Source organism: Fictibacillus sp. EA-CB0309 (assembly GCF_055814265.1).
The window spans coordinates 402935-422329 of the sequence record NZ_CP169271.1 but is presented as its reverse complement, the minus strand read 5'-3'; the positions used below and the strand labels follow the sequence as shown (position 1 = coordinate 422329).

The window sequence follows — 19395 nt, the reverse complement described above, 5'->3', positions numbered from 1 at the left end:
GGCCGGTTCTTCCCTCATTCAAATCTCTAAAATTTAAGCTTTCGCAAACTGTTCCTCGTCAACCGTAGCTAGGAACTTCTCTACTTCACCAACAACGGACGCTACACATCCCTTTTCAAAAGGCGAAATCAATCCCGCTTCTTCAACCAGCTTTGTAAAAGGCAGACTTCCTCCTTTTTGGCAAAGAGCGAAATAATCTTCCCATGCGCTTTCACGATTTTCTACAGATCGCTTCCAAAATTGAAGTGCACAGATCTGAGCGAGCGTGTAATCGATATAATAGAACGGGGAACGGAAAATGTGGCCTTGTCTATGCCAGAAACCACCGTTCTCTAGATACTCTAATCCATCATAATCACGATGAGGCAAGTACGCCTTCTCCAGCTCTCTCCACTTAGCACGGCGTTCAGCCGGCGTGGCAGCCGGGTTATCGTACACAAAGTGCTGGAACTCATCGACTGCAACACCATAAGGGATAAATTCAATAGCACCCGTTAAGTGAGAGTATAAGTATTTTTCAGTGTCCGGTCCAAACAGCTTTTCCATCCATGGATACGTCAGAAACTCCATACTCATCGAGTGAATCTCACATGCCTCAAGGGTTGGGAACTGATACTCTGGTACTTCATAACCCCTGCTCGTATACATCTGGAAGGCGTGGCCGATCTCGTGCAGCAGTACGCGCACATCGTTATCAGATCCGTTAAAATTCGTGAAAATAAACGGTGCCGTATAGTCTTGAAGATATGTGCAATAACCGCCTGGCGCTTTCCCTTTTTACTCTCCAAATCCATGAGCTCGTCTTCAGCCATATAAGTAAAGAACGCACCTGTTTCTTGTGAAAGACCGCTGAATACTTGTTTTGCCTGATCCACGATCCAGCCCGCATCACCTTGTGGCTTTGGATTACCGGTTGTAAAGCTGAACGGCTCATCGTAAAACTTGAACTCATTTAAACCTATTCGTTTTTGCTGGCTTTTCTTCAATTTTGTACAAAGCGGAACGATAATTTCTTTCACTTGCTCGCGGAACACTTTTACATCTGCAGCATTGTAATCCGTTCTGCCCATTCGGTCATAAGCAAGTTCCGTGAAATTATTGTAGCCTAACTTTTAGCGATTCCAGTACGCAATTTAACAAGCTCGTCGTAGATCGAATCGAACTTTTCTTGGTTCGAACTTAAAAAGCCGTTCGCTGCTTTACTCGCGGCTTTTCTTGTTTCACGATCCGCCGATTGTACGTATGGAGAAAGCTGTGCAAGGTTTAGCTCTTTTCCGTCAAACTCGATCTTCGCTGACGCCATTACCTTTACATATTCCGAGCTTAATTTATTTTCTTGTTTCAGATCTTCCAAAACATCTTCAGAATACGTTTTGACCTTTAATTCTGCTAAACGAAACAGCTGGCTGCCCCACTTCTTTTCTAACTCATCTTTAAAAGGAGATTGAACGAGCGCTTCATGAAAAGACGTTACCATCCCTTGATAGACAGGAAGGTTTTCATCCATAAATGCTTGTTCATCTTTATAGAACGAGTCTTCGGTATTAATTGTGTGACGAATCTTTGCGAGTCTTGCTTTTGATTCAAAGCTATTGCGGAGAGCTGCAACCTTCTTCATCGCTTCATTTTGTTCATCAGCTGATGAAGCGTCTGTAAAGATTTGGACCGCTTCCCCAAATTCCATTTTAAGCTTTGCAACATCTGGTCGTTCATATGTAAATTCACTAAACTTCATTTATAATGCCCCCTATTCATTTGCAATCATCTACTGTAATACCTTTTCTACAAACAATCGCTTTTCTCCTGTAATCCCCTTCCCTTTTTCGGTAGAATATAAGCTAGAGAAACTAATGGCGGGAGACAAAGGTATGAAGAACTATCAATCTGATCCTTTCAAAGGAACATTCGGCAGTCTCGAAAATTTAGCGGACAAGATTAGCGATGTTTTGTCATGCCCTGTAACGATTGAAGATCAGAACCATCGTCTCCTCGCTTACAGTACACATGAAGACGGTACAGATCCAGCGCGCATCGCTACCATCATTGGGCGTCGCGTACCTGAAAAAGTGGTGAACAGCCTTTGGAAAGATGGCGTGATACCAAGACTGCAAGAAAGTGATGACCCCGTTCGGGTAAGTTCCATTCAAAAAGTAGGACTCGGGGACCGTGTGGCGGTCTCCATCCGAAAAAACAATGAAGTTCTAGGCTACATTTGGGTATTAGAGGTTGAAAAGCAATTAACATCAGATGATATGCAGTTGTTAAAACTAGCGGCGGCTTCAGCTAAAAGTCAGCTTCTTCAAATGCAGATCGGTACAAAAAAGAAAGAAGAGAACCGGCAAGAGCTTTTTGGAAGATGCTTACGGGGAATCTGCCTCAAGAAGACCGCATCTTGGAAAAGCTGCATGAACTCAACATTTTACCCGTACTTCCTGCGGTCGTTTTTATTTTGCAGCTAGAAGATGAAGTCACACCCGCTCTAGAAAAAGACATCCTTTACTTGGCGGCGGTCAATCAAAAAATCAATGTCCTATTGTCTGCTGCAGACGCCAATCAAATGCTTCTCCTCGCCTCACCTGTTGGCAAGGAGCCGCCGTTAGAGCTGGCAAAATCATTCGTTGAGTCCTTTTTTACACATATGAAAGAACGATTTTCTGTTTCTGAAATAAAAGCGGCATACGGTAGTCTTGTTTCAACATTCTCACACGTTGAGAAAAGCTACAAAGAAGCGTCCAGTGTAATAGCTGTTCAAGAAAAGCTAGGTGGCGAAACACTAAACCTAAACGGCTATCATGAACTCGGTATCTACCAGTTTTTAGATGCGATTTATGATAAACAACAAAAGCAAAGCTATCACAACGAGATGATTCGAACGCTTCAGGAGTATGACCGCCTGCATAAAACCGAACTTTATCATACGCTTGAAACGTATTTAACATTAGACGAAAACTTAAATAAAGCATCAGAATCCCTTCATATTCATATGAACACGTTGCTCTATCGTTTAAAGCGTATTAGTGAGATTACGAATATTGATATGAAAAGTCCACATCAAAAAATTATGATGTACCTAGATTTTAAAATGAACCGGCTATTTAACCAGGAGCATTTGTGAAAATTCACAAATGCTTTTTTCATTTTCTAGTTTCCTAACAATGAAAAGCTTTTACCTCCGAACTATACTGAAATCACAATTGAAAACGCACTCAACGTATTTTATATATAGGAGGATTCACAAATGATTATTGGAGTTCCAGCAGAAATTAAAAATAACGAAAACCGCGTAGCGATTACGCCATCAGGTGTTATTACATTAACAGCAGCAGGCCACAACGTTCTTGTAGAAAACAATGCAGGTGTTGGCAGCGGCTTTACAAACGAAGATTATGCAGCAGCAGGCGCAGAGATCGTTGCAGAAGCGAAAGACGCATGGGCGGCAGAAATGGTTATGAAGGTTAAAGAACCTTTATCTTCCGAATACAAGTACTTCCGTTCAGATCTTATTCTGTTTACATACCTTCACTTAGCGGCTGAGCCAGCATTGGCAAAAGCACTAACAGAAAGCGGTGTAACAGCAATCGCTTATGAAACTGTTGAATTTAACCGTACGCTTCCTCTATTAACACCAATGAGTGAAGTTGCAGGACGTATGTCTGCACAAATCGGTGCGCAGTTCCTTGAAAAGCCAAAAGGCGGAAAAGGTATTCTTCTTGCAGGCGTACCAGGTGTTCGCCGCGGTAAAGTGACAATCATCGGTGGCGGTGTTGTTGGTACAAACGCAGCTAAAGTGGCAATCGGACTTGGCGCTGACGTTACGATCATCGACCTTAGCCCAGACCGTCTTCGTCAATTAGACGATATCTTCGGAAACAGCATTCAAACATTAATGTCTAATCCATTAAACATTGCACAAGCTGTTGCTGAATCTGATCTAGTAATCGGAGCTGTACTAATTCCAGGAGCAAAAGCACCAAAATTGGTAACAGAAGAAATGATTAAATCAATGACTCCAGGCTCTGTTGTTGTTGACGTTGCAATCGACCAAGGCGGTATCTTTGAAACGGTTGACCGCATCACAACGCACGACAACCCAACATATGACAAGCACGGTGTTGTTCACTATGCAGTAGCAAACATGCCTGGCGCTGTGCCTCGTACGTCTACGATCGCACTTACGAATGTAACAGTTCCTTATGCACTTCAAATTGCTAACAAAGGTGCTCAAGCAGCAATCGCTCAAAACCCATCTTTAAAAGCTGGTCTTAACACAGCTGGCGGATTTGTAACATATGAAGCTGTTGCAGCAGATCTTGGCTACGACTACGTTTCAGCTGAAGTAGCACTTGAAAAAGCGGTTCAAACCGTATAATTGAAACAATTTTGAAGAGGCTGGCTCGGCATTCTGAGTCCTAGCCTCTTTTTTGTTTTTTCCATTTGAACATAATCCGATTTCGTACGTTTTAGGTAGACACTAAACTCCATGTACGAGGTAATTCAGTTTTTATACGAGGTAATTCACCATAATTCCGCACTTAAATGAAATATATTCGTACATAAAAATTTTTATCCGATTTTCGACAAATGGCACTGCAGTTTTTGACCCCAGAGCCCCTTCCTCTCAGCCAAAATAAACATCGCTCCCTTTTATTTACACAATCTTTACACTCTCATAACCTAACCGAAATGTTATGCGAGTATAATTTCTTCCTGTAAGACAACTACGAAAACAACAGGAGGCAATTATGGCTATATCAAAAAAAGTCTTATCCGTTGCAATGGCATCAACACTTGCTGTAAGCAGTTTAGCTATAAATCAAGCATCAGCTGATGATAAGAATAAAAATGAAATACGAAATGTAATCTTCTTAATCGGTGATGGCATGGGGCCTACTTATACAACTGCATACCGTGCATATAAAGATGATAAAAAAACTCCTATGATGGAAGACACTGCGTTCGACAAGTATTTAGTAGGAATGCAATCCACTTATTCTCACGATAAAAAAGAGAGCGTAACGGATTCTGCAGCAGCAGCTACTTCAATGTCTGCAGGAATTAAGACTTATAACGGCGCAATCGCAGTTGATATGGAAAAACAAGATGTAAAAACAGTTTTGGAACAAGCTAAAGAAAACGGGAAATCAACTGGTTTAGTTGCAACATCTCAAATTAACCACGCTACACCTGCAGCATTCGGTGCGCATGATGAATCTCGTGAAAATTACAACCAAATCGCAGATGACTATTACGATGATATGGTTAATGGCAAGCATAAGGTTGACGTTCTTTTAGGCGGTGGTACTAGCTATTTCGAACGTAAAGACCGCAACATTACAACGGAATTCCAAAAAGATGGATACTCTTACGTTACGAGCCGCGACCAGATGCTTAAAGATGACAACGAACAAGTTCTAGGCTTATTTGCTCCAAAAGAGCTAGACAAAAAAATCGACCGTCCAAAAGAGCAGCCATCCCTAAAAGAGATGACAAACTCTGCATTAGACCGTTTAAATAAAAATGATGATGGTTTCTTCCTTATGGTTGAAGGAAGCCAAATTGACTGGGCTGGTCATGATAACGATGTTGTAGCAGGAATGAGTGAAATGGAAGACTTTGAACAAGCTTTCCAATCTGCTATCGAATTTGCTAAAAAGGACAAGCACACACTTGTTATCACAACAGCTGACCACTCAACAGGCGGTATGACAATGGGGCGTGACGGTGAATACAAGTGGGACCCAACTGATATTAAGGCAGCTAAGAAAACACCTGACTATATCGCAAAAGAAATCGCAAAAGGTGCGCCAGTAGAAGAAACATTAAAGAAATATATCGACCTTGAATTAACACCTGAAGAAGTTCAATCTGTTAAAGATGCAAAAGAAAAAAGCGGTGATGTTTTAGAAATCGATAACGCCATCGAAAAAATCTTTGATCTTCGTACAGGAACAGGCTGGACAACAGACGGGCATACTGGTGAAGATGTAAACGTCTATGCTTATGGACCTGGCATGGAGAATTTCACTGGAAAGATCGACAACACGGATACAGCAAAAGAGATCTTCGCAATTCTTGAGAAAACCAAATCAGCCGCAAAGAAATAATCTTCATCACAATAGGATAATCTAACAAAAAAGCATCCCGTTTTTATGCGGGGTGCTTATCTTTTAGGAGGTAAGTTTATGCCTTTCAAACGCTGGATTTTGCTTGCACTAACAGCTGTCATTTTTTCGGGCTGTTCAACTGATACAGAAAAACAAGGTAATAAAAATGAAACACAGCAGAATGACCAAAAACAAGAAACACCGTCAAAGAATGAAGAAGAACTTACATTTAACGACAGTTCACAAGCTTCTGATGATACGGAGCTAACGGAAATCAACAAAACCGTAGAAGACCCTGATGGAACCGTCACATTAAAGAAGTACGCAAAACCGAATGAAGAACAAAAATCAGATCTGATCTCTCTTACGATCGCTGAAGTAAAAGTTCTACAGTACGCTCCATCAGTTGATCTGATTGATTTCTTTCATGGCTATACGGAAAAAGATGAATTTCCTTACGTTCGCGTAAATGTAAGGATCAAAAATAACGGAAAAGAAAAAGTTCATTTCAACCCTGTTTCCGAGATCAAAACGGACCAAGGTGAAACAGTAAAGTGGAACGATGACTTTTATTTAGAAAAACTGAACGGTGAACTGCAGCCTGGTGAAGAAAAAGTCGGAAGCCTCGGCTTTATCATTGATGAAACCGATCCAGAAAAACTAAAAAACATAACCATTACATCCAGTGAAGTTATTAATGATAAGAAAAAGAAGATAGCAGATCCACTTACGTTTAAGGTGGATTTCTAAAAATAAACCATCCATGCAGAACATAACTGCTTGGATGGTTTATTTTCCGGGAAATTTTTGTCGAATTATAGAATGTTTGTTAGGTAAAGGTTAAAGAAGCCCTTCCTTCTCTAAGTATTCTTTAGCCACTTCCTCAGGCGACATACCTTCAACGTTCACCTTATAATTCATCTCGCGCATTTCATCATCTGTGATTTTCCCTGCCAGTTTGTTTAGGACTTCCTTTAACTCCGGGTGCTTCTCTAACGTTTCTTTACGGAGCATCGGTGCACCTTGATATGGAGGGAAAAGATTTTTATCATCTTCTAAAACGTTCAGGTTATATTGACGCAGTTCGCTGTCTGTAGAATAGGCATCTACAACATCGATTTCCCCTTTTGCACCGCGCTATATCGTAGCTTTGGCTCCATCGTTCTCACATTTGCGAACTGAATATCGTACAGCTTTTGGATTCCTTTATAACCATCTTCTCGATCGGAAAACTCTAGCGTGAAGCCTGCGTTCATACTTTGGCTTACACTCTTCAAATCTGAAATCGTCTTTAAGTTGTACTCTTTTGCCCACTGTTCAGGTACAGCAAGCGCATACGTATTGTTATATTTCATAGGGTTTAATAGTTGCATGTTAAATTTACTTTCCATCCCACTTCGAGCTTGTTCATATACTTTTTCGCTATCTGTACTTGTTGCGTTTTCCTTTAAAAACTCGGCGATTGCAGTGCCCGTAAATTCTGGATAGATGTCAATACTTCCCGATTTTAACGCATTAAAAACAAAAGAAGTCTTACCGAGTCCCGGTTTAAGTTCAACATTCAAATCCGTTTCTTCTTCAATTAATAGTTTATACATGTTGATCAAAATCTCTGGCTCAGAACCTAGTTTGCCACCGATCACGATATCTTCTTGTCCACCTTTCATCGCAAAAGGGACAAGGATGATTAATAGAGCTGCAAATAAAAATGCACTGACCGTTGTTAGAGCTCGTTTAAACGAAAGAAGCTCGAACCTTCTCAGCAGAAAATCAAATAATATCGCTAGCAAAGCAGCTGGAACTGCTCCAAGCACAATCAGCATCGTGTTATTGCGGTCGATACCAAGCAAGATGATATCACCCAATCCACCTGCACCGATTAAAGCAGCGAGTGTAGCTGTTCCAATAATCAGGACCATGGACGTTCGGATTCCCGCCATTATAACAGGCATAGCTAAAGGAAGCTCTACCTTCATCAGCCTCTTCCTGCTGTTCATTCCCATCGCTCGCGCCGCTTCGATTAATGAGGAATCGACTTCTTTAATTCCTGTATACGTGTTTCTTAAAATCGGGAGCAATGCATAAACAACAAGGGCGATAATCGCAGGCACCTTGCCAATCCCAAACAGTGGAATCAAGAGCCCTAAAAGAGCAAGTGACGGAATTGTCTGCAGCACAGCAGTCACTCCGATTATTGGTTCTGCTACTCTTGGTTTCTTCGTTAAATAGATTCCAAGAGGGATCGAAATAACAACGGCAAACAGAAGAGCTATAAATGAAATCTGGATATGCTCAATTAGTGCGCTTGCGAGTTCACCTTTTCTATCTTGAAAGACTTGCAAAAAACTATTCATCTCTGCTACCTCTTTCCTGCAAATGATCTGCAAGATATTGAATAACAGCCTGTCTATTAATTGTTCCAATAATCGCACCATGTTCTTCAACAGTCACTTCTTCATCACGGGTTAGGATATCCAGCGCGTCTTTAATGGTCGTTTTTACAGAAATGCAATGCAATTGATAATCTAATCCGATTTCTTCTGCGTTTAATGGTCTAACAAGCTTTGCCAGATCCATTTTTTCAACCGAACTTGCACTTTCCGCTCCAACAAAGTTTCTTACAAACTCATCTGCAGGGTTTTCGAGCAGTTCTTCAGGCGTTCCTACTTGTACGACTGTGCCTTCTTTCATCACACAGATCCGATCTCCAAGCTTCAAAGCTTCTTTCATATCATGAGTAACAAAAACAATGGTCTTCTTAATATTTCTTTGCAAGTTAAAAAGGTCTTCCTGCAACTTTTCTCTGCTTATTGGATCGAGTGCACTAAAAGGCTCATCCATAAGAATAATGTTGGGATCAGCGGCTAATGCACGCACAACACCCACTCGCTGCTGCTGACCGCCAGAAAGTTCCTTAGGCTTGCGATTTCGATACGTTTTAGGATCTAAGCCCACCATGTCGAGAAGCTCGTCTACTCTTTTACGAATTCTCTCTTTGTCCCATCCTTTTAACTCGGGAACGATGCTGATATTTTCTAAGATCGTCATGTGTGGAAATAGAGCGATCTGCTGAAGAACATACCCGATGTTCCACCGTAACTCATCAATATTGTAATCACTGATTCTCTTGTCATCTATGAGGATCGTGCCTTTTGTAAGACTAATAAGCCGATTGATCATCTTAAGCATCGTCGTTTTCCCACATCCGCTTGGACCAATAACTACGAAAAATTCTCCTGGTTGTATCGTTAAATTCAAATCACGAACGGCAGACGTCCCATCAGGATATTCTTTAGAAACATTATCAAAAGTAATCATTCACCTGCTCCTTAGTGTGCTTTATCTTATACAAGCATTATTTCCGTTTTTTCTCTAATTAAGGCTGTTTTCGTAAAACTTTGTTGTTATTGGAAGTGGTTGATTTCCGTTCCAGGTGCTCGCTTTCCGCGGGGCAGACGATGAGCCACATTCGTACGTTTCACTTTTAAGTGTCTCAATTGTCTAGTTGCAGTGCTAGCCCCTCGAGGTCAAAAGTTAAATGGACCACAAGGCAAAGTGCGCCTTGCTAGCCCATTCACCTTTTGCTTGTCGGGGCTGAACAAGCCACTTCACTTTTCGAACTGCCCGCCTGTCCTAGCCTAGAGTCTCGCACCTTACACTCCAATCAACTGTCATAGAAGAAAATAAAAGTGAGGTTTGAAAGCAACAATCTTTTAAAAATCAATCTACACTATGTATTACACTACGGAAGGTATTATAAACTACATTTGAATCATATATCTTTATGATTTATTGATTAATTACAAAAACTGACTTATAATGGGGAACTGTTGTGTTAATAGTGTTTCGCGGTTCGCAAACTCCCGCGTTATCAAAACTAGGAGGAATTTTTATGTTTAATTTTTATTTTGGTGTAGGCTTTGCACTTGTTAATTTTATATTATTTCTAACGTGCTATAAGTGGTTCGGAAAGACCGGTCTATTTGCTTGGATCGCCGCAGCGACGATTCTAGCGAATTTACAAGTTGTTAAAACGATCGAGATGTTCGGTCTCGTTATGACTCTTGGAAACGTCATATACGGCACCATCTATTTAGCAACAGACTTAATCAACGAAAAGTATGGAGAAAAAGAAGCGAAAAAAGCGGTTTGGTTCGGATTCTTTACACTTATTATGACGACGATCATCATGCAGATGGTGCTGGTGTTTGAACCGCATGAAAGTGATATTTTCCAGCCGCATCTTGAGGCGATTTTTGGATTTATGCCTCGACTCGTAATCGGTAGTCTAGCTGCATACTTGATTAGTCAATATCTTGACGTTAAACTTTTTGCTAAGTTAAAAGAAAAGTTTTCACGACCTGATCAGCTTTGGATTCGAAACAACGGAAGCACAATGGTGAGTCAGCTGATCGACACGTTCATCTTTTGTACAATTGCATTTGCTGGCGTGTTTTCTTGGGACGTTTGGCTGCAGATTTTCTTTACAACTTACGTGATTAAGTTTGTAGTATCCGCTGCTTCTACACCATTTATCTATATTGCAAGAGGCTTCAATCACCCAGAAGAAGCTCAAAAACCAGGCGTCTAATCATGCCTGGTTTTCTTTATGTTCTTTACATGACTGAAACTTCATTCACGCTCTCTTAACAGAAGGGCTGTTTATTAAGATATCTCCTCATATAGACCTTTTTTCTTTAAAATACTCGGGAACTTCTGACCATTCTTTCCCCATTTTCCTTTGTTAGCATAATGATTGTGAGTCCTGCTTGTTGCATGAGGCGAGCAGGGTGACCATTACACATCTACAGAGGGGATGAAGTACATGAACGTTAAGAAGACTGCAGTTGCATCAATATTATCACTGGGGATAGTCGGTTCTATGTTTACGACGACAACTCTAGCGTACGAGCCATCCGATCAAGTTCAAACAGTTGCACACCGCGGTGCTGCAGGATATGCACCTGAAAATACGATGGCCGCATTTCATAAAGGTGTTGAAATGAAAGCTGATTACATTGAAATTGATGTGCAGGTAACAAAAGATGGGGAACTTGTTGTTATACATGATGTTACGCTAGACCGTACAACGAACGGAACAGGTTATGTAAAAGATCATACACTCCAAGAGATTCGCCAATTAGACGCTGGAAGCTACTTCGGAGAGGAATTTGCAGGAGAAAAAGTTCCTACTTTTGAGGAAGTTCTTGATGAGTTTCGTGGAAAAACTGGTATTCTGATTGAATTAAAAGCAACATATTATTATCCTGGTATCGAAGAAAAAGTAGCAGCTGCTTTAAAAGAACGCAACATGCATCTTCCTGCTCACGATAAAATTATCATTCAATCCTTTGAGTTTGATTCTATGCAACGAATGGACAAGCTCTTACCTCAAGTACCTGTAGGTGTTCTAACTTCACGTGCAACAGACTTAAGCGAAGCCAAACTAAGCGAATTCGCTACATATGCGGAATTTGTAAATCCAAGCAGAACTCTTGTTAACTCCTCTATTGTAGATGAAGTTCACGAGCGCAACATGGGAATCATGGCTTGGACCGTTCGTAAGCAAGAAGAAGTTCAACCACTGTTAGATGCAGGGGTAGATGGTATCATTACAGATTATCCTGATTATCCACCATTGCATAAATCTAAATAAATCATAAAAAGTGTTGAGGCAAAAAGTTGCTTCAACACTTTTATTTTTTAATTGATATCACGTTTAATCACTTTGCAGGGATTACCTGCAGCGACACAATTATCGGGAATCGATTTCGTAACAACGCTTCCCGCGCCAATCACTGTATGATTACCGATAGAAACACCGGGCAAGATAACAGCATTGCCTCCTATCCAAACATTGTTTCCGATTGTAACAGGCTTAGTAAACGTTCGATAAGGTGCTTCGTTTTCTTGAGGATTCGTGATAATCCTTTCTGACGCTTTTATAGGATGGGTGGCGGTATAAATTTGGACATTGGGGGCCATAAGTACATTTTCCCCTATCGTAATCTTGTTATTATCTAAGAAAACACAATTATAATTAATAAATGTATTGCTACCTATTGAGATATTCTTCCCAAAGTCGCAAAAGAAAGGTTTCTCAATCCATACTCCTTCACCCATGTTTTCTAATAACTTTTTTAAAATTCCCCTTGTCTCTTCTTCCTCGCAAACGTTGGAAGTGTTAAATGCTTCTATAAGCTTTTTGGCTGTGAAAGCTAATTCCATCAGTTCAGGATCTCGAGTGTTATAAATCTCCCCTGATAGCATTTTATCTATCTCCTTCATCCAATCCCTCCAATAAATAATTCTCAGCTTACTCCAATCTAACAACAAAAAAGCATTGAAGTCCAAAACTTCAATGCTTTTACCTTAATTATATCTCGCCAAGACCTCATCCAACTTAGCTGATTTTTCACTAAGCTTGCTGTTGATTTTTTCATTGATGCTTAGCCATTGATTCATTTTTTCTAATGCCAGTTTTTCGTTATCCGCTTTCATCGCTTCATGCATCGCTTTTTTCGTTTCGTGCGCTTGCTTTTGTAATGCTCTTAATTCATGATGAATTTTTTTCATGTCCTGCCAATTTACTTTGTTTCCCGTTCTTTTCTCTTGTGTTCCCTTTTCTCCAGCTTTTACATGCTGATCAAAAAGTTTATCTTTCTTTTGAAGAATTTCCTTCTGAATTTCTAACCGTTCAATTTTAAGAGCATTTGATTTATGAACCTGCTTCTCAAAATTTTTCATATGTCTAAAATGGTGACCTTTATGCTGAGCTTCCACTTGTACCTTTTCTTGGTTTGCCGCAGAAACCGTTACAACACCACTCGTTAAAACAGAAAAGGCTAGGGCTAAAGGTATAAATTTTTTCATCCATTTCACTCCTTCACTTTTATACATGTATCTTTTGTTAAAGGAGCAAAAATCTTACGTTCATATGTATGTAAATTCTTTGACATTTCACTTCAGTTTTTTTAACGCCCGATTGACTGTCTCTCTTCTCAACCCAACAAACTGTCCGATTTCTTCTTGAGTCAGTACTTTTTCGATCTGAATTTCGGGAAAATAATTTCCGAACCAATTTTTGAGTTTCAACACTTTTCCTTCAGGCGTCAACGTAGACATCTGATTAATTCGTTGCTGCATCATCCTTAGTTTTGTTTCTAACAAAAGAGCGACTTCTTTGTACTTTAAAGGATCATCCTCTAACGACTGATACCATTGTTTAGGATCAATCTGTGTGATCTCACAAGGCAAAAGTGCAATGGCGGTGCCGTTATACTCTTTTTGACTCGTTAGAGAATGATGCGGAATGACTTCACCAGGAACGATTAAATTAAGTAGAACCTGACTTCCATCTTCATGAACACGAACGATTTTTAACAAACCTTTTTCAAGCTTAAATAAAGGCCCCTCTTCTCCTTGCCTAAAAAGAGTTTCCCCTTTTGCAATCAACATGAACAACCACCTCTTTCTTTGAACAAAGCTGTTTTGTATTGAAAGTAGTTGATTTCCGTTTCAGGTGCTCGCTTTCCGCGGGGCAGGCGGTGGCTAGCCCCTCGAGGTCAAAAGTTAAACGGTCAAAAAGGCAAAGTGCGTCTTCCTTGCCCATTCACCTTTTGCTTGTCGGGGCTGAACGAGCCACTTCCACTTTTCGGACTGCCCGCCTGTCCTAGCCTGAGTCTCACACCTTACACTCCAATCAACTTGTCATAGCAGACGTTAAAAAATTCGAAAGCAATCATCTTTTAGAAAAGCAAGTTCACTTTCACCCATTCACTATAAAAACATACCCTTTTAAGTAAGGAGGGAATGAGATATGAACCATTTTGGTCCCTTTATTTCTGAGTTAACACTATTGTACAGCATTGCGATAGTAGGTTATATCCTTCGTAAGAAAGAGATTTTACCGCCTGGTAGTGAAAAGACGCTTACCGCTATTATCTTAAATGTCACCTTACCAGCTCTTATTTTATATGGCATGGATGTTCCGTTTTCCTTTGAAAATATTAAACAATTTGCTTGGCTATCATTCATGTCTGCCTTTGTTTTGACAGTTTCCTCCATCATCTCGTGGTGGACGGTAAAGAAATTGAGAACCCAAGAAAAACAAAAAAATGCCTTAGAAGGCATCATGATTTTCGGAAATCAAGGCTTTCTAGGCATTGCTGTCAGTTTTTTATTGTTTGGAAAAGAAGGTGTATTCATCGCGACTCTTTTTAACTTCGTCTATTTATTAGTCATCTGGACGTACGCAATCTATCTCTTCGCCAGGAACTCGGAAACCGTTCCATGGCGGAGAGTGTTCTTAAACGCTGGCGTGACATCCACATTGGTTGGCTTTGTTTTAATGATTCTGCCAGGAACACTTCCAGCCGTCTTATCCCATACACTTGAAATGACAGGAAAACCTACTGTCCCTCTTTCCATGCTCCTAATCGGTGTACTTTTAGGCAGCATGCCACTCGAAAAACTGAAGGGCTATTTTAGCAACAAAGTATTATGGCTAGCTAGTTTCTATAAGCTGGTTTTCTTTCCGTTTCTGTTATTGCTTTTTGCTCTGTTTTCATTGCCTTTTCAACTGTTCGCTGTTGCCGTTTTAACCGCAGGAATGCCTTCAGCTCCAACCATCTCAATGTATGCACAAAAATATGGTGAAGATGCGTCGTTCGCCGCTGCAGGCGTTGCATTAAGCACGATTCTTTCTTTTCTTACCATTCCAGCACTCTATTGGGTTGTTCTAATAATCTCGTCCCTTACCTGAATCTGAGATCTCTAGCAAAATCTCAGGATAAGGCGCAAAAAAGGTTTGTCCGAGAATTTCGCTGTCTTCAAATCGAATGGCGTGTGACTTCAGAATAGTAGCCACACTCGAGAAAGGCTCTTTCTTGTCTGCGTACTTTTGAAGAAGCTGTTCAAAAAAGCGACTTCTCCTTGCGATAGCCTGTTTTCAAACCGCTTAAAAATTTCATACGCGACTTTCCGGTTCGAATCACTTCTTGCAGCACGGTTAAAGAGTTTGTTCATCGCTTTGGCGTACAGTTGAATGGTTCTTTCTTCGCCATTTTCCTGCTCGTTCTTTAAGATGCGGTTCATCACTTTTAAAGTAGGATTGCTATAGGCCATGAAAAGGAACTGATTTTTGTTATGAAAATTCTTAATGGCTTCTAGTCCCTGTGGAAGTACATTTCGAAAAGCAGCAAGTGTAAATAGCTTTGTATAAAAACGGTCTCGAATCGTAAAGTTATTTAACCTGCCTTCTTCTTCAATCGCTAGATGTGAAAAGAGTTCAGCCACTTTTCCACCGAATAATCCGCTCGAATGACCGATTGCTGGCCCTTTTTCCGTAGAAGCATACACTTTTACTTCTTTTAGACCGCAAGAAGGTGAACGTGTTTTTAAAATAAATCCATCGGTGTCAATGATTCCTGCTAAATAACCTTCTGAGAACAACTTCATCTCGTTCGTTACATCTCGTTGAGTGGAGGGCTGAAGAAGAAAGTGATCCTCCCCTTTTTTAACGATACGGATGGTTTCTCGTGGTGTCCCGAGTCCGATCTCGACCTCTGGACAAACAGGAACAAAATCAACATAGTCCATTAACTTTTTGATCACATCATTATATATCACATCACCGTTATACCGGCATGCGTCGAATTCGAGACATTTACTCACAACTACACGAGGTCTAGCAAAAGCTTCCATTCCAAAACTCCCCTCAATCATTCTTTTATCATTGTTCCACTTTTAGATGAATTATTAACATATTTTCTGTAAAATGTTGGTTAGGAAGGAGCGATTTGATGGCTTATTATGAAGATCTCCGAAAACATGTAGGAAGTGCACCGCTCATCTTACCAGGGTCGGTTGTTATAATTGTGAACGATAAAGAAGAAATTCTGCTGCAGCACCGTAAAGATGGCGGCTGGGGCTGCCCGGCGGCCTGATGGAACTTGGTGAAAGCTTTGAAGAAACGGCTGTTCGTGAGGTAAAAGAAGAAACTGGGCTCGATATAGACGGTTTAACCCAGCTTCACGTTTATTCAGGTAAAGATCACTATCTGCAAACGCCAAATGGTGATGAATTATATGCTGTGACTGCCGTTTATACGGCTAGTTCTGTTTCAGGTGAATTGTCCATCGATGAAGATGAATCGTTCGACTTTCGTTACTTTGCAGCGAACCAGCTGCCTGAAGGCACTTTAGCAGGTGCAAAAAGATACATTAGAGATTATCTTCATCAAAGAGTCTGCCGGTAATTAAGCTGGAGCCTCTGTTCTTTTTTGATTAAATTTCAACTCAATATAATCACATACGGGCTGGTATCCGATATTTTGATAGATTTTATTAGAAGTTGGGTTGGCTAGATCGGTATACAACGTGCAAAATTCAAAACCTTCTTGCAGCAGATAGTCGCTTAACATCGCAACACATGCACTCGCGTATCCTCTGCCTCTTAAGTCACGTGGTGTATAAACGAGATTAACAGAAACTCCTTTAATATTCGGCCGTGTCTTTGCTGCCATGGAGACAGGGCGGCCATCTTCTTCCCAAATAAAAAGAAATTCACTTTCCAATCGAGCCTTCGCATACTCTTCTGCTTCACCAAATGTCATAAGCTGGTTTGTTTCTTCTGTCATCTCTAAAATCCATTGTGGTAAGAACGTTAAGTCAGCTTGGGTTGCTTTTCGCAATTTCCCAGGACCTGCCGCTGGCTGTATGACGGACTGCAGCGTATACAATCTGAGGTCCATCAGCACTTTTTCTTCTAATGAATGGGCTTTCGTCCACTGTTCAGCAAACGTCTTTCCTACCACTTTTGGTGACATAATTTTATGAATTGCATAGTCTTCTCTTATTAAGTAATGAACTAAATGCGGGACAGCGGCCACACCTTTCGCTTCATCTTTTTCGAGAAGCAGCAATGCATATGGCGGAATGAGCATCGCTGCAAGCAGAATTTCCCCATCTTTTTTCACAGTTGCCAAAAAAGGCTGTTCCTCTTCCCACACTTTGTCTTTAAACCGTAAACTGTTGCCAAGCATGATTCCCGCTCTGTCTTCCTGACTCAATAAGAAAGACTTCACTTCATCGTAAAAGGCAGGAATGGATGAGTAGCGCGTTACCTCCATTTTCATGACCCTCTCTTTATCTATAAAGTCTGTAATCTTACATATTTCAATCCTGGAAGAATACATTCCTTCTTTTTTACAAAATCTTAAAGTCTTTAATTGGTTAAAGGATACCTTTTTCTGATATACTTACCATAACGTAAAGGAAGGTGAACGAAAATGAGTACACATGTATTTTCAAAACGCGAAGAGATAGCAAATGCGATCACACACGGACTCGGTGTCCTTCTGAGTGTTGCGGTTACTTCTATTCTGCTCGTATTTGCAGTATGGAAAGGAACAGCTGTTCATATTGTTAGCTTCGCGGTATTCGGAGGAACGATGCTGGCTCTTTATACAGCATCCACCCTCGTACACGCTTTTCCTAAAGGACGGGTTAAAGATATATTTGAAATTATGGACCATGCGGCCATCTATCTGTTTATCGCTGGAACATACACGCCGATCGTATTGATTGTCGTTGGCGGCGCACTTGGCTGGACACTATTCGGAGTCGTATGGGGACTTGCGATCTCTGGCGTTGTATTTAAAGTCTTTTTCACGAAAAAGTTTGTGGTGTTATCGACATTGGGGTACGTAGCAATGGGCTGGCTGATCACGTTTGCTTTTCAAGACATCTCAGCAAACATGCCTCCAGAAGGGATTCAGCTTCTTGTAGCCGGCGGTATCATCTACACACTAGGCAGTATCTTCTATGTATGGCGTAGCTTTCCGTTCCACCACGCAGTTTGGCACCTGTTTGTATTAGCAGGAAGTGTGATGCACTTTCTGATGATGTTTTATGTGCTGCCACTATAAAATAAATTTTGCAATGAGCAGAGAAATCCTCTGCTCATTTTTGTTATGCTGACGTTTGAACTTTACTTTTTTCCGGTTGCTCTGTTTGGAATAAGACATAATAAATGATTAAACTAGTAAGACCCATCATGGTAAAGAGCAAAGTGATCGCAGCTGATGATAGAATACCACTTAACATCACAAACAAGGCAGCTATCATTCCGGACAAATGGAACGACAAGCCATATATAGCCATATAAGATCCGCGTGAGTCGTCCGGCACTATTGATGCCACATAAGCCTGTTTAGCAGGAATATGGGCCAGTTCACCTATTGAAGCAATGAACATAGCAATGATTAAGACTATCGGAATCGTGCTATGGCTGATGACAATAAAACCTAGCGCGTAGGCAAATCCACCTCCGAGCATTAAGTCGCGGTCTTTGAGGCGTTTAAAAATACCCATTATGACAAGACTCAACATAACAACTAAGATTGTGTTTTCTGCTTTAAGTAAACCGATCAGCTGAAATCCATCCACTTCAAAATATGAGGTGAAAGGAAGTAAAGCTACTGGGTCTTTCATATCGTTTACAAGTTTTATTCCGATATATGTCGTTAAACTCTCTTCTAATGAGATAAGAAACAATCCCGCCAACGTAAAAAGGATAAATTCTTTATTCAACAATATTTCTTTATATTTCTCCTGCCAGCTTCTTGTTGCTATTGTCGTTTCTCCAGTAACAGCCTTTGGAAACTGAACATATTGTAGCCATAGCCATGTTGCAGCCAATGTGAGAAAGGCAACCAATGCAATTCCTAAAAACAGCTCATATGGGTATGTTTTAAAAAGAATAGCTCCCGTTAAACCTCCTGCCGCAACTGCCAAATTACTAAGCCAATAAGAAACAGTATAAATGGCTTTCCTATTTTCCTTCGTACTTGAATCAATAATAACCGCTCCATACGCAGGTCCTACCATACCAGTAAAAAATAGAATGGCAATGAATAACACAAAGTTCACATAAGGCGAAAGAGTAAATAACAGATTACATCCTCCAGCAACGAAATAGCCGAGACCAATCATACCCTCACTTAGCAAGATTGTACTTTTCCTCCCGTATTGATCTGAACGCCTTCCTCCGATTAATGCTCCAGCTATGCCGGATAGTATTACACCGATATACATCAAACCTGTCGAAAATTCTCCTACTTGATTAGAAAAAAGATAGCTAAAAATGGGATTACAGCCGAAGAAGCAAACGTTGTGAAAAAATGAAGTACTAAGCGTAACTGGATGTTGCGATGAAACGAAAAGAAATTCATTTTCCTCTCTCCTTTTACGATTGATTAATCAATCATTTATTAGGTAAAAACAAACCG

General features: G+C 40.6%; 15 protein-coding genes and 4 pseudogenes. 10 read left to right on the top strand and 9 right to left on the bottom strand.

Going from position 1 to position 19395, the window contains the following annotated elements; all coding sequences use genetic code 11:
- Positions 1–33: 33 nt before the first annotated feature.
- A pseudogene (locus ACEWFH_RS02470) lies at positions 34–1735 on the bottom strand (M3 family oligoendopeptidase).
- A gap of 133 nt (positions 1736–1868) precedes the next feature.
- Between ACEWFH_RS02470 and ACEWFH_RS02465 the strand changes: the two are divergent.
- From ACEWFH_RS02465 to ACEWFH_RS02445, 5 genes are all read left to right on the top strand, one after another.
- Entirely contained in the window at positions 1869–2459 is a 591-nt protein-coding gene (locus ACEWFH_RS02465) for a hypothetical protein (protein WP_473725965.1), read from the top strand.
- Complete coding sequence (locus tag ACEWFH_RS02460) at positions 2393–3115, top strand: PucR family transcriptional regulator (protein ID WP_473725964.1); 723 nt, start codon at positions 2393–2395, stop codon at positions 3113–3115. The genes ACEWFH_RS02465 and ACEWFH_RS02460 overlap by 67 nt, the downstream gene beginning before the upstream one ends.
- A gap of 123 nt (positions 3116–3238) precedes the next feature.
- Entirely contained in the window at positions 3239–4369 is a 1131-nt protein-coding gene (ald, locus tag ACEWFH_RS02455; RefSeq protein ID WP_473725963.1) for an alanine dehydrogenase, read from the top strand.
- 373 nt (positions 4370–4742) lie between these two features.
- Positions 4743–6104 carry an alkaline phosphatase gene (locus tag ACEWFH_RS02450; protein WP_473725962.1) on the top strand — a complete coding sequence of 454 codons (1362 nt, stop codon included), beginning with the start codon at positions 4743–4745 and terminating at the stop codon, positions 6102–6104.
- A 78-nt stretch (positions 6105–6182) separates the two neighbouring features.
- Entirely contained in the window at positions 6183–6854 is a 672-nt protein-coding gene (locus ACEWFH_RS02445) for a DUF4352 domain-containing protein (RefSeq protein WP_473725961.1), read from the top strand.
- Between the two features lie 90 nt (positions 6855–6944).
- On the opposite strand, the pseudogene opuFB reads toward ACEWFH_RS02445, so the two are convergent.
- A pseudogene (gene opuFB, locus ACEWFH_RS02440) lies at positions 6945–8458 on the bottom strand (osmoprotectant update ABC transporter permease/substrate-binding subunit OpuFB).
- A complete protein-coding gene (locus ACEWFH_RS02435; RefSeq protein ID WP_473725960.1) occupies positions 8451–9422 on the bottom strand; it encodes an ABC transporter ATP-binding protein in 972 nt (323 codons plus the stop codon). Before ACEWFH_RS02435 ends, opuFB begins: the two are co-directional and overlap by 8 nt.
- A gap of 574 nt (positions 9423–9996) precedes the next feature.
- Here ACEWFH_RS02435 and ACEWFH_RS02430 point away from each other — a divergent pair.
- The gene (locus tag ACEWFH_RS02430; protein ID WP_473725959.1) at positions 9997–10695 is read left to right on the top strand and encodes a queuosine precursor transporter; all 699 of its coding nucleotides are present in this window, start codon (positions 9997–9999) and stop codon (positions 10693–10695) included.
- Positions 10696–10929: 234 nt separating this feature from the next.
- Positions 10930–11760 carry a glycerophosphodiester phosphodiesterase gene (locus ACEWFH_RS02425; protein ID WP_473725958.1) on the top strand — a complete coding sequence of 277 codons (831 nt, stop codon included), beginning with the start codon at positions 10930–10932 and terminating at the stop codon, positions 11758–11760.
- Positions 11761–11807: 47 nt separating this feature from the next.
- On the opposite strand, the gene ACEWFH_RS02420 is transcribed toward ACEWFH_RS02425, so the two are convergent.
- The 3 genes from ACEWFH_RS02420 to ACEWFH_RS02410 form a co-directional block, all read right to left on the bottom strand.
- Positions 11808–12392 (bottom strand): sugar O-acetyltransferase, encoded by a 585-nt coding sequence (locus tag ACEWFH_RS02420; protein WP_473725957.1) that lies wholly within the window; start codon positions 12390–12392, stop codon positions 11808–11810.
- Positions 12393–12476: 84 nt separating this feature from the next.
- Positions 12477–12977 (bottom strand): hypothetical protein, encoded by a 501-nt coding sequence (locus ACEWFH_RS02415; protein WP_473725956.1) that lies wholly within the window; start codon positions 12975–12977, stop codon positions 12477–12479.
- A gap of 87 nt (positions 12978–13064) precedes the next feature.
- Entirely contained in the window at positions 13065–13562 is a 498-nt protein-coding gene (locus ACEWFH_RS02410) for a Crp/Fnr family transcriptional regulator (RefSeq protein WP_473725955.1), read from the bottom strand.
- A gap of 361 nt (positions 13563–13923) precedes the next feature.
- Between ACEWFH_RS02410 and ACEWFH_RS02405 the strand changes: the two genes are divergently transcribed.
- Positions 13924–14868 carry an AEC family transporter gene (locus tag ACEWFH_RS02405; RefSeq protein ID WP_473725954.1) on the top strand — a complete coding sequence of 315 codons (945 nt, stop codon included), beginning with the start codon at positions 13924–13926 and terminating at the stop codon, positions 14866–14868.
- Here ACEWFH_RS02405 and ACEWFH_RS02400 read toward each other — a convergent pair.
- A pseudogene (locus tag ACEWFH_RS02400) lies at positions 14845–15809 on the bottom strand (YbgA family protein). The gene ACEWFH_RS02405 and the pseudogene ACEWFH_RS02400 sit on opposite strands and share 24 nt — an antisense overlap.
- Before the next feature lie 98 nt (positions 15810–15907).
- Here ACEWFH_RS02400 and ACEWFH_RS02395 point away from each other — a divergent pair.
- Positions 15908–16362: pseudogene (locus ACEWFH_RS02395) on the top strand (NUDIX hydrolase).
- On the opposite strand, the gene ACEWFH_RS02390 reads toward ACEWFH_RS02395, so the two are convergent.
- Positions 16363–17235, bottom strand: coding sequence for a GNAT family N-acetyltransferase (locus tag ACEWFH_RS02390; protein ID WP_473725953.1), 873 nt, complete (start codon positions 17233–17235; stop codon positions 16363–16365).
- A gap of 159 nt (positions 17236–17394) precedes the next feature.
- Here ACEWFH_RS02390 and trhA point away from each other — a divergent pair, with 159 nt between their 5' ends.
- Positions 17395–18033, top strand: a complete 639-nt coding sequence (trhA, locus tag ACEWFH_RS02385) for a PAQR family membrane homeostasis protein TrhA (protein WP_473725952.1) — start codon at positions 17395–17397, stop codon at positions 18031–18033.
- Between the two features lie 43 nt (positions 18034–18076).
- On the opposite strand, the gene ACEWFH_RS02380 is transcribed toward trhA, so the two are convergent.
- Positions 18077–19363, bottom strand: a complete 1287-nt coding sequence (locus ACEWFH_RS02380) for an MFS transporter (RefSeq protein ID WP_473727190.1) — start codon at positions 19361–19363, stop codon at positions 18077–18079.
- Positions 19364–19395: the final 32 nt, after the last annotated feature.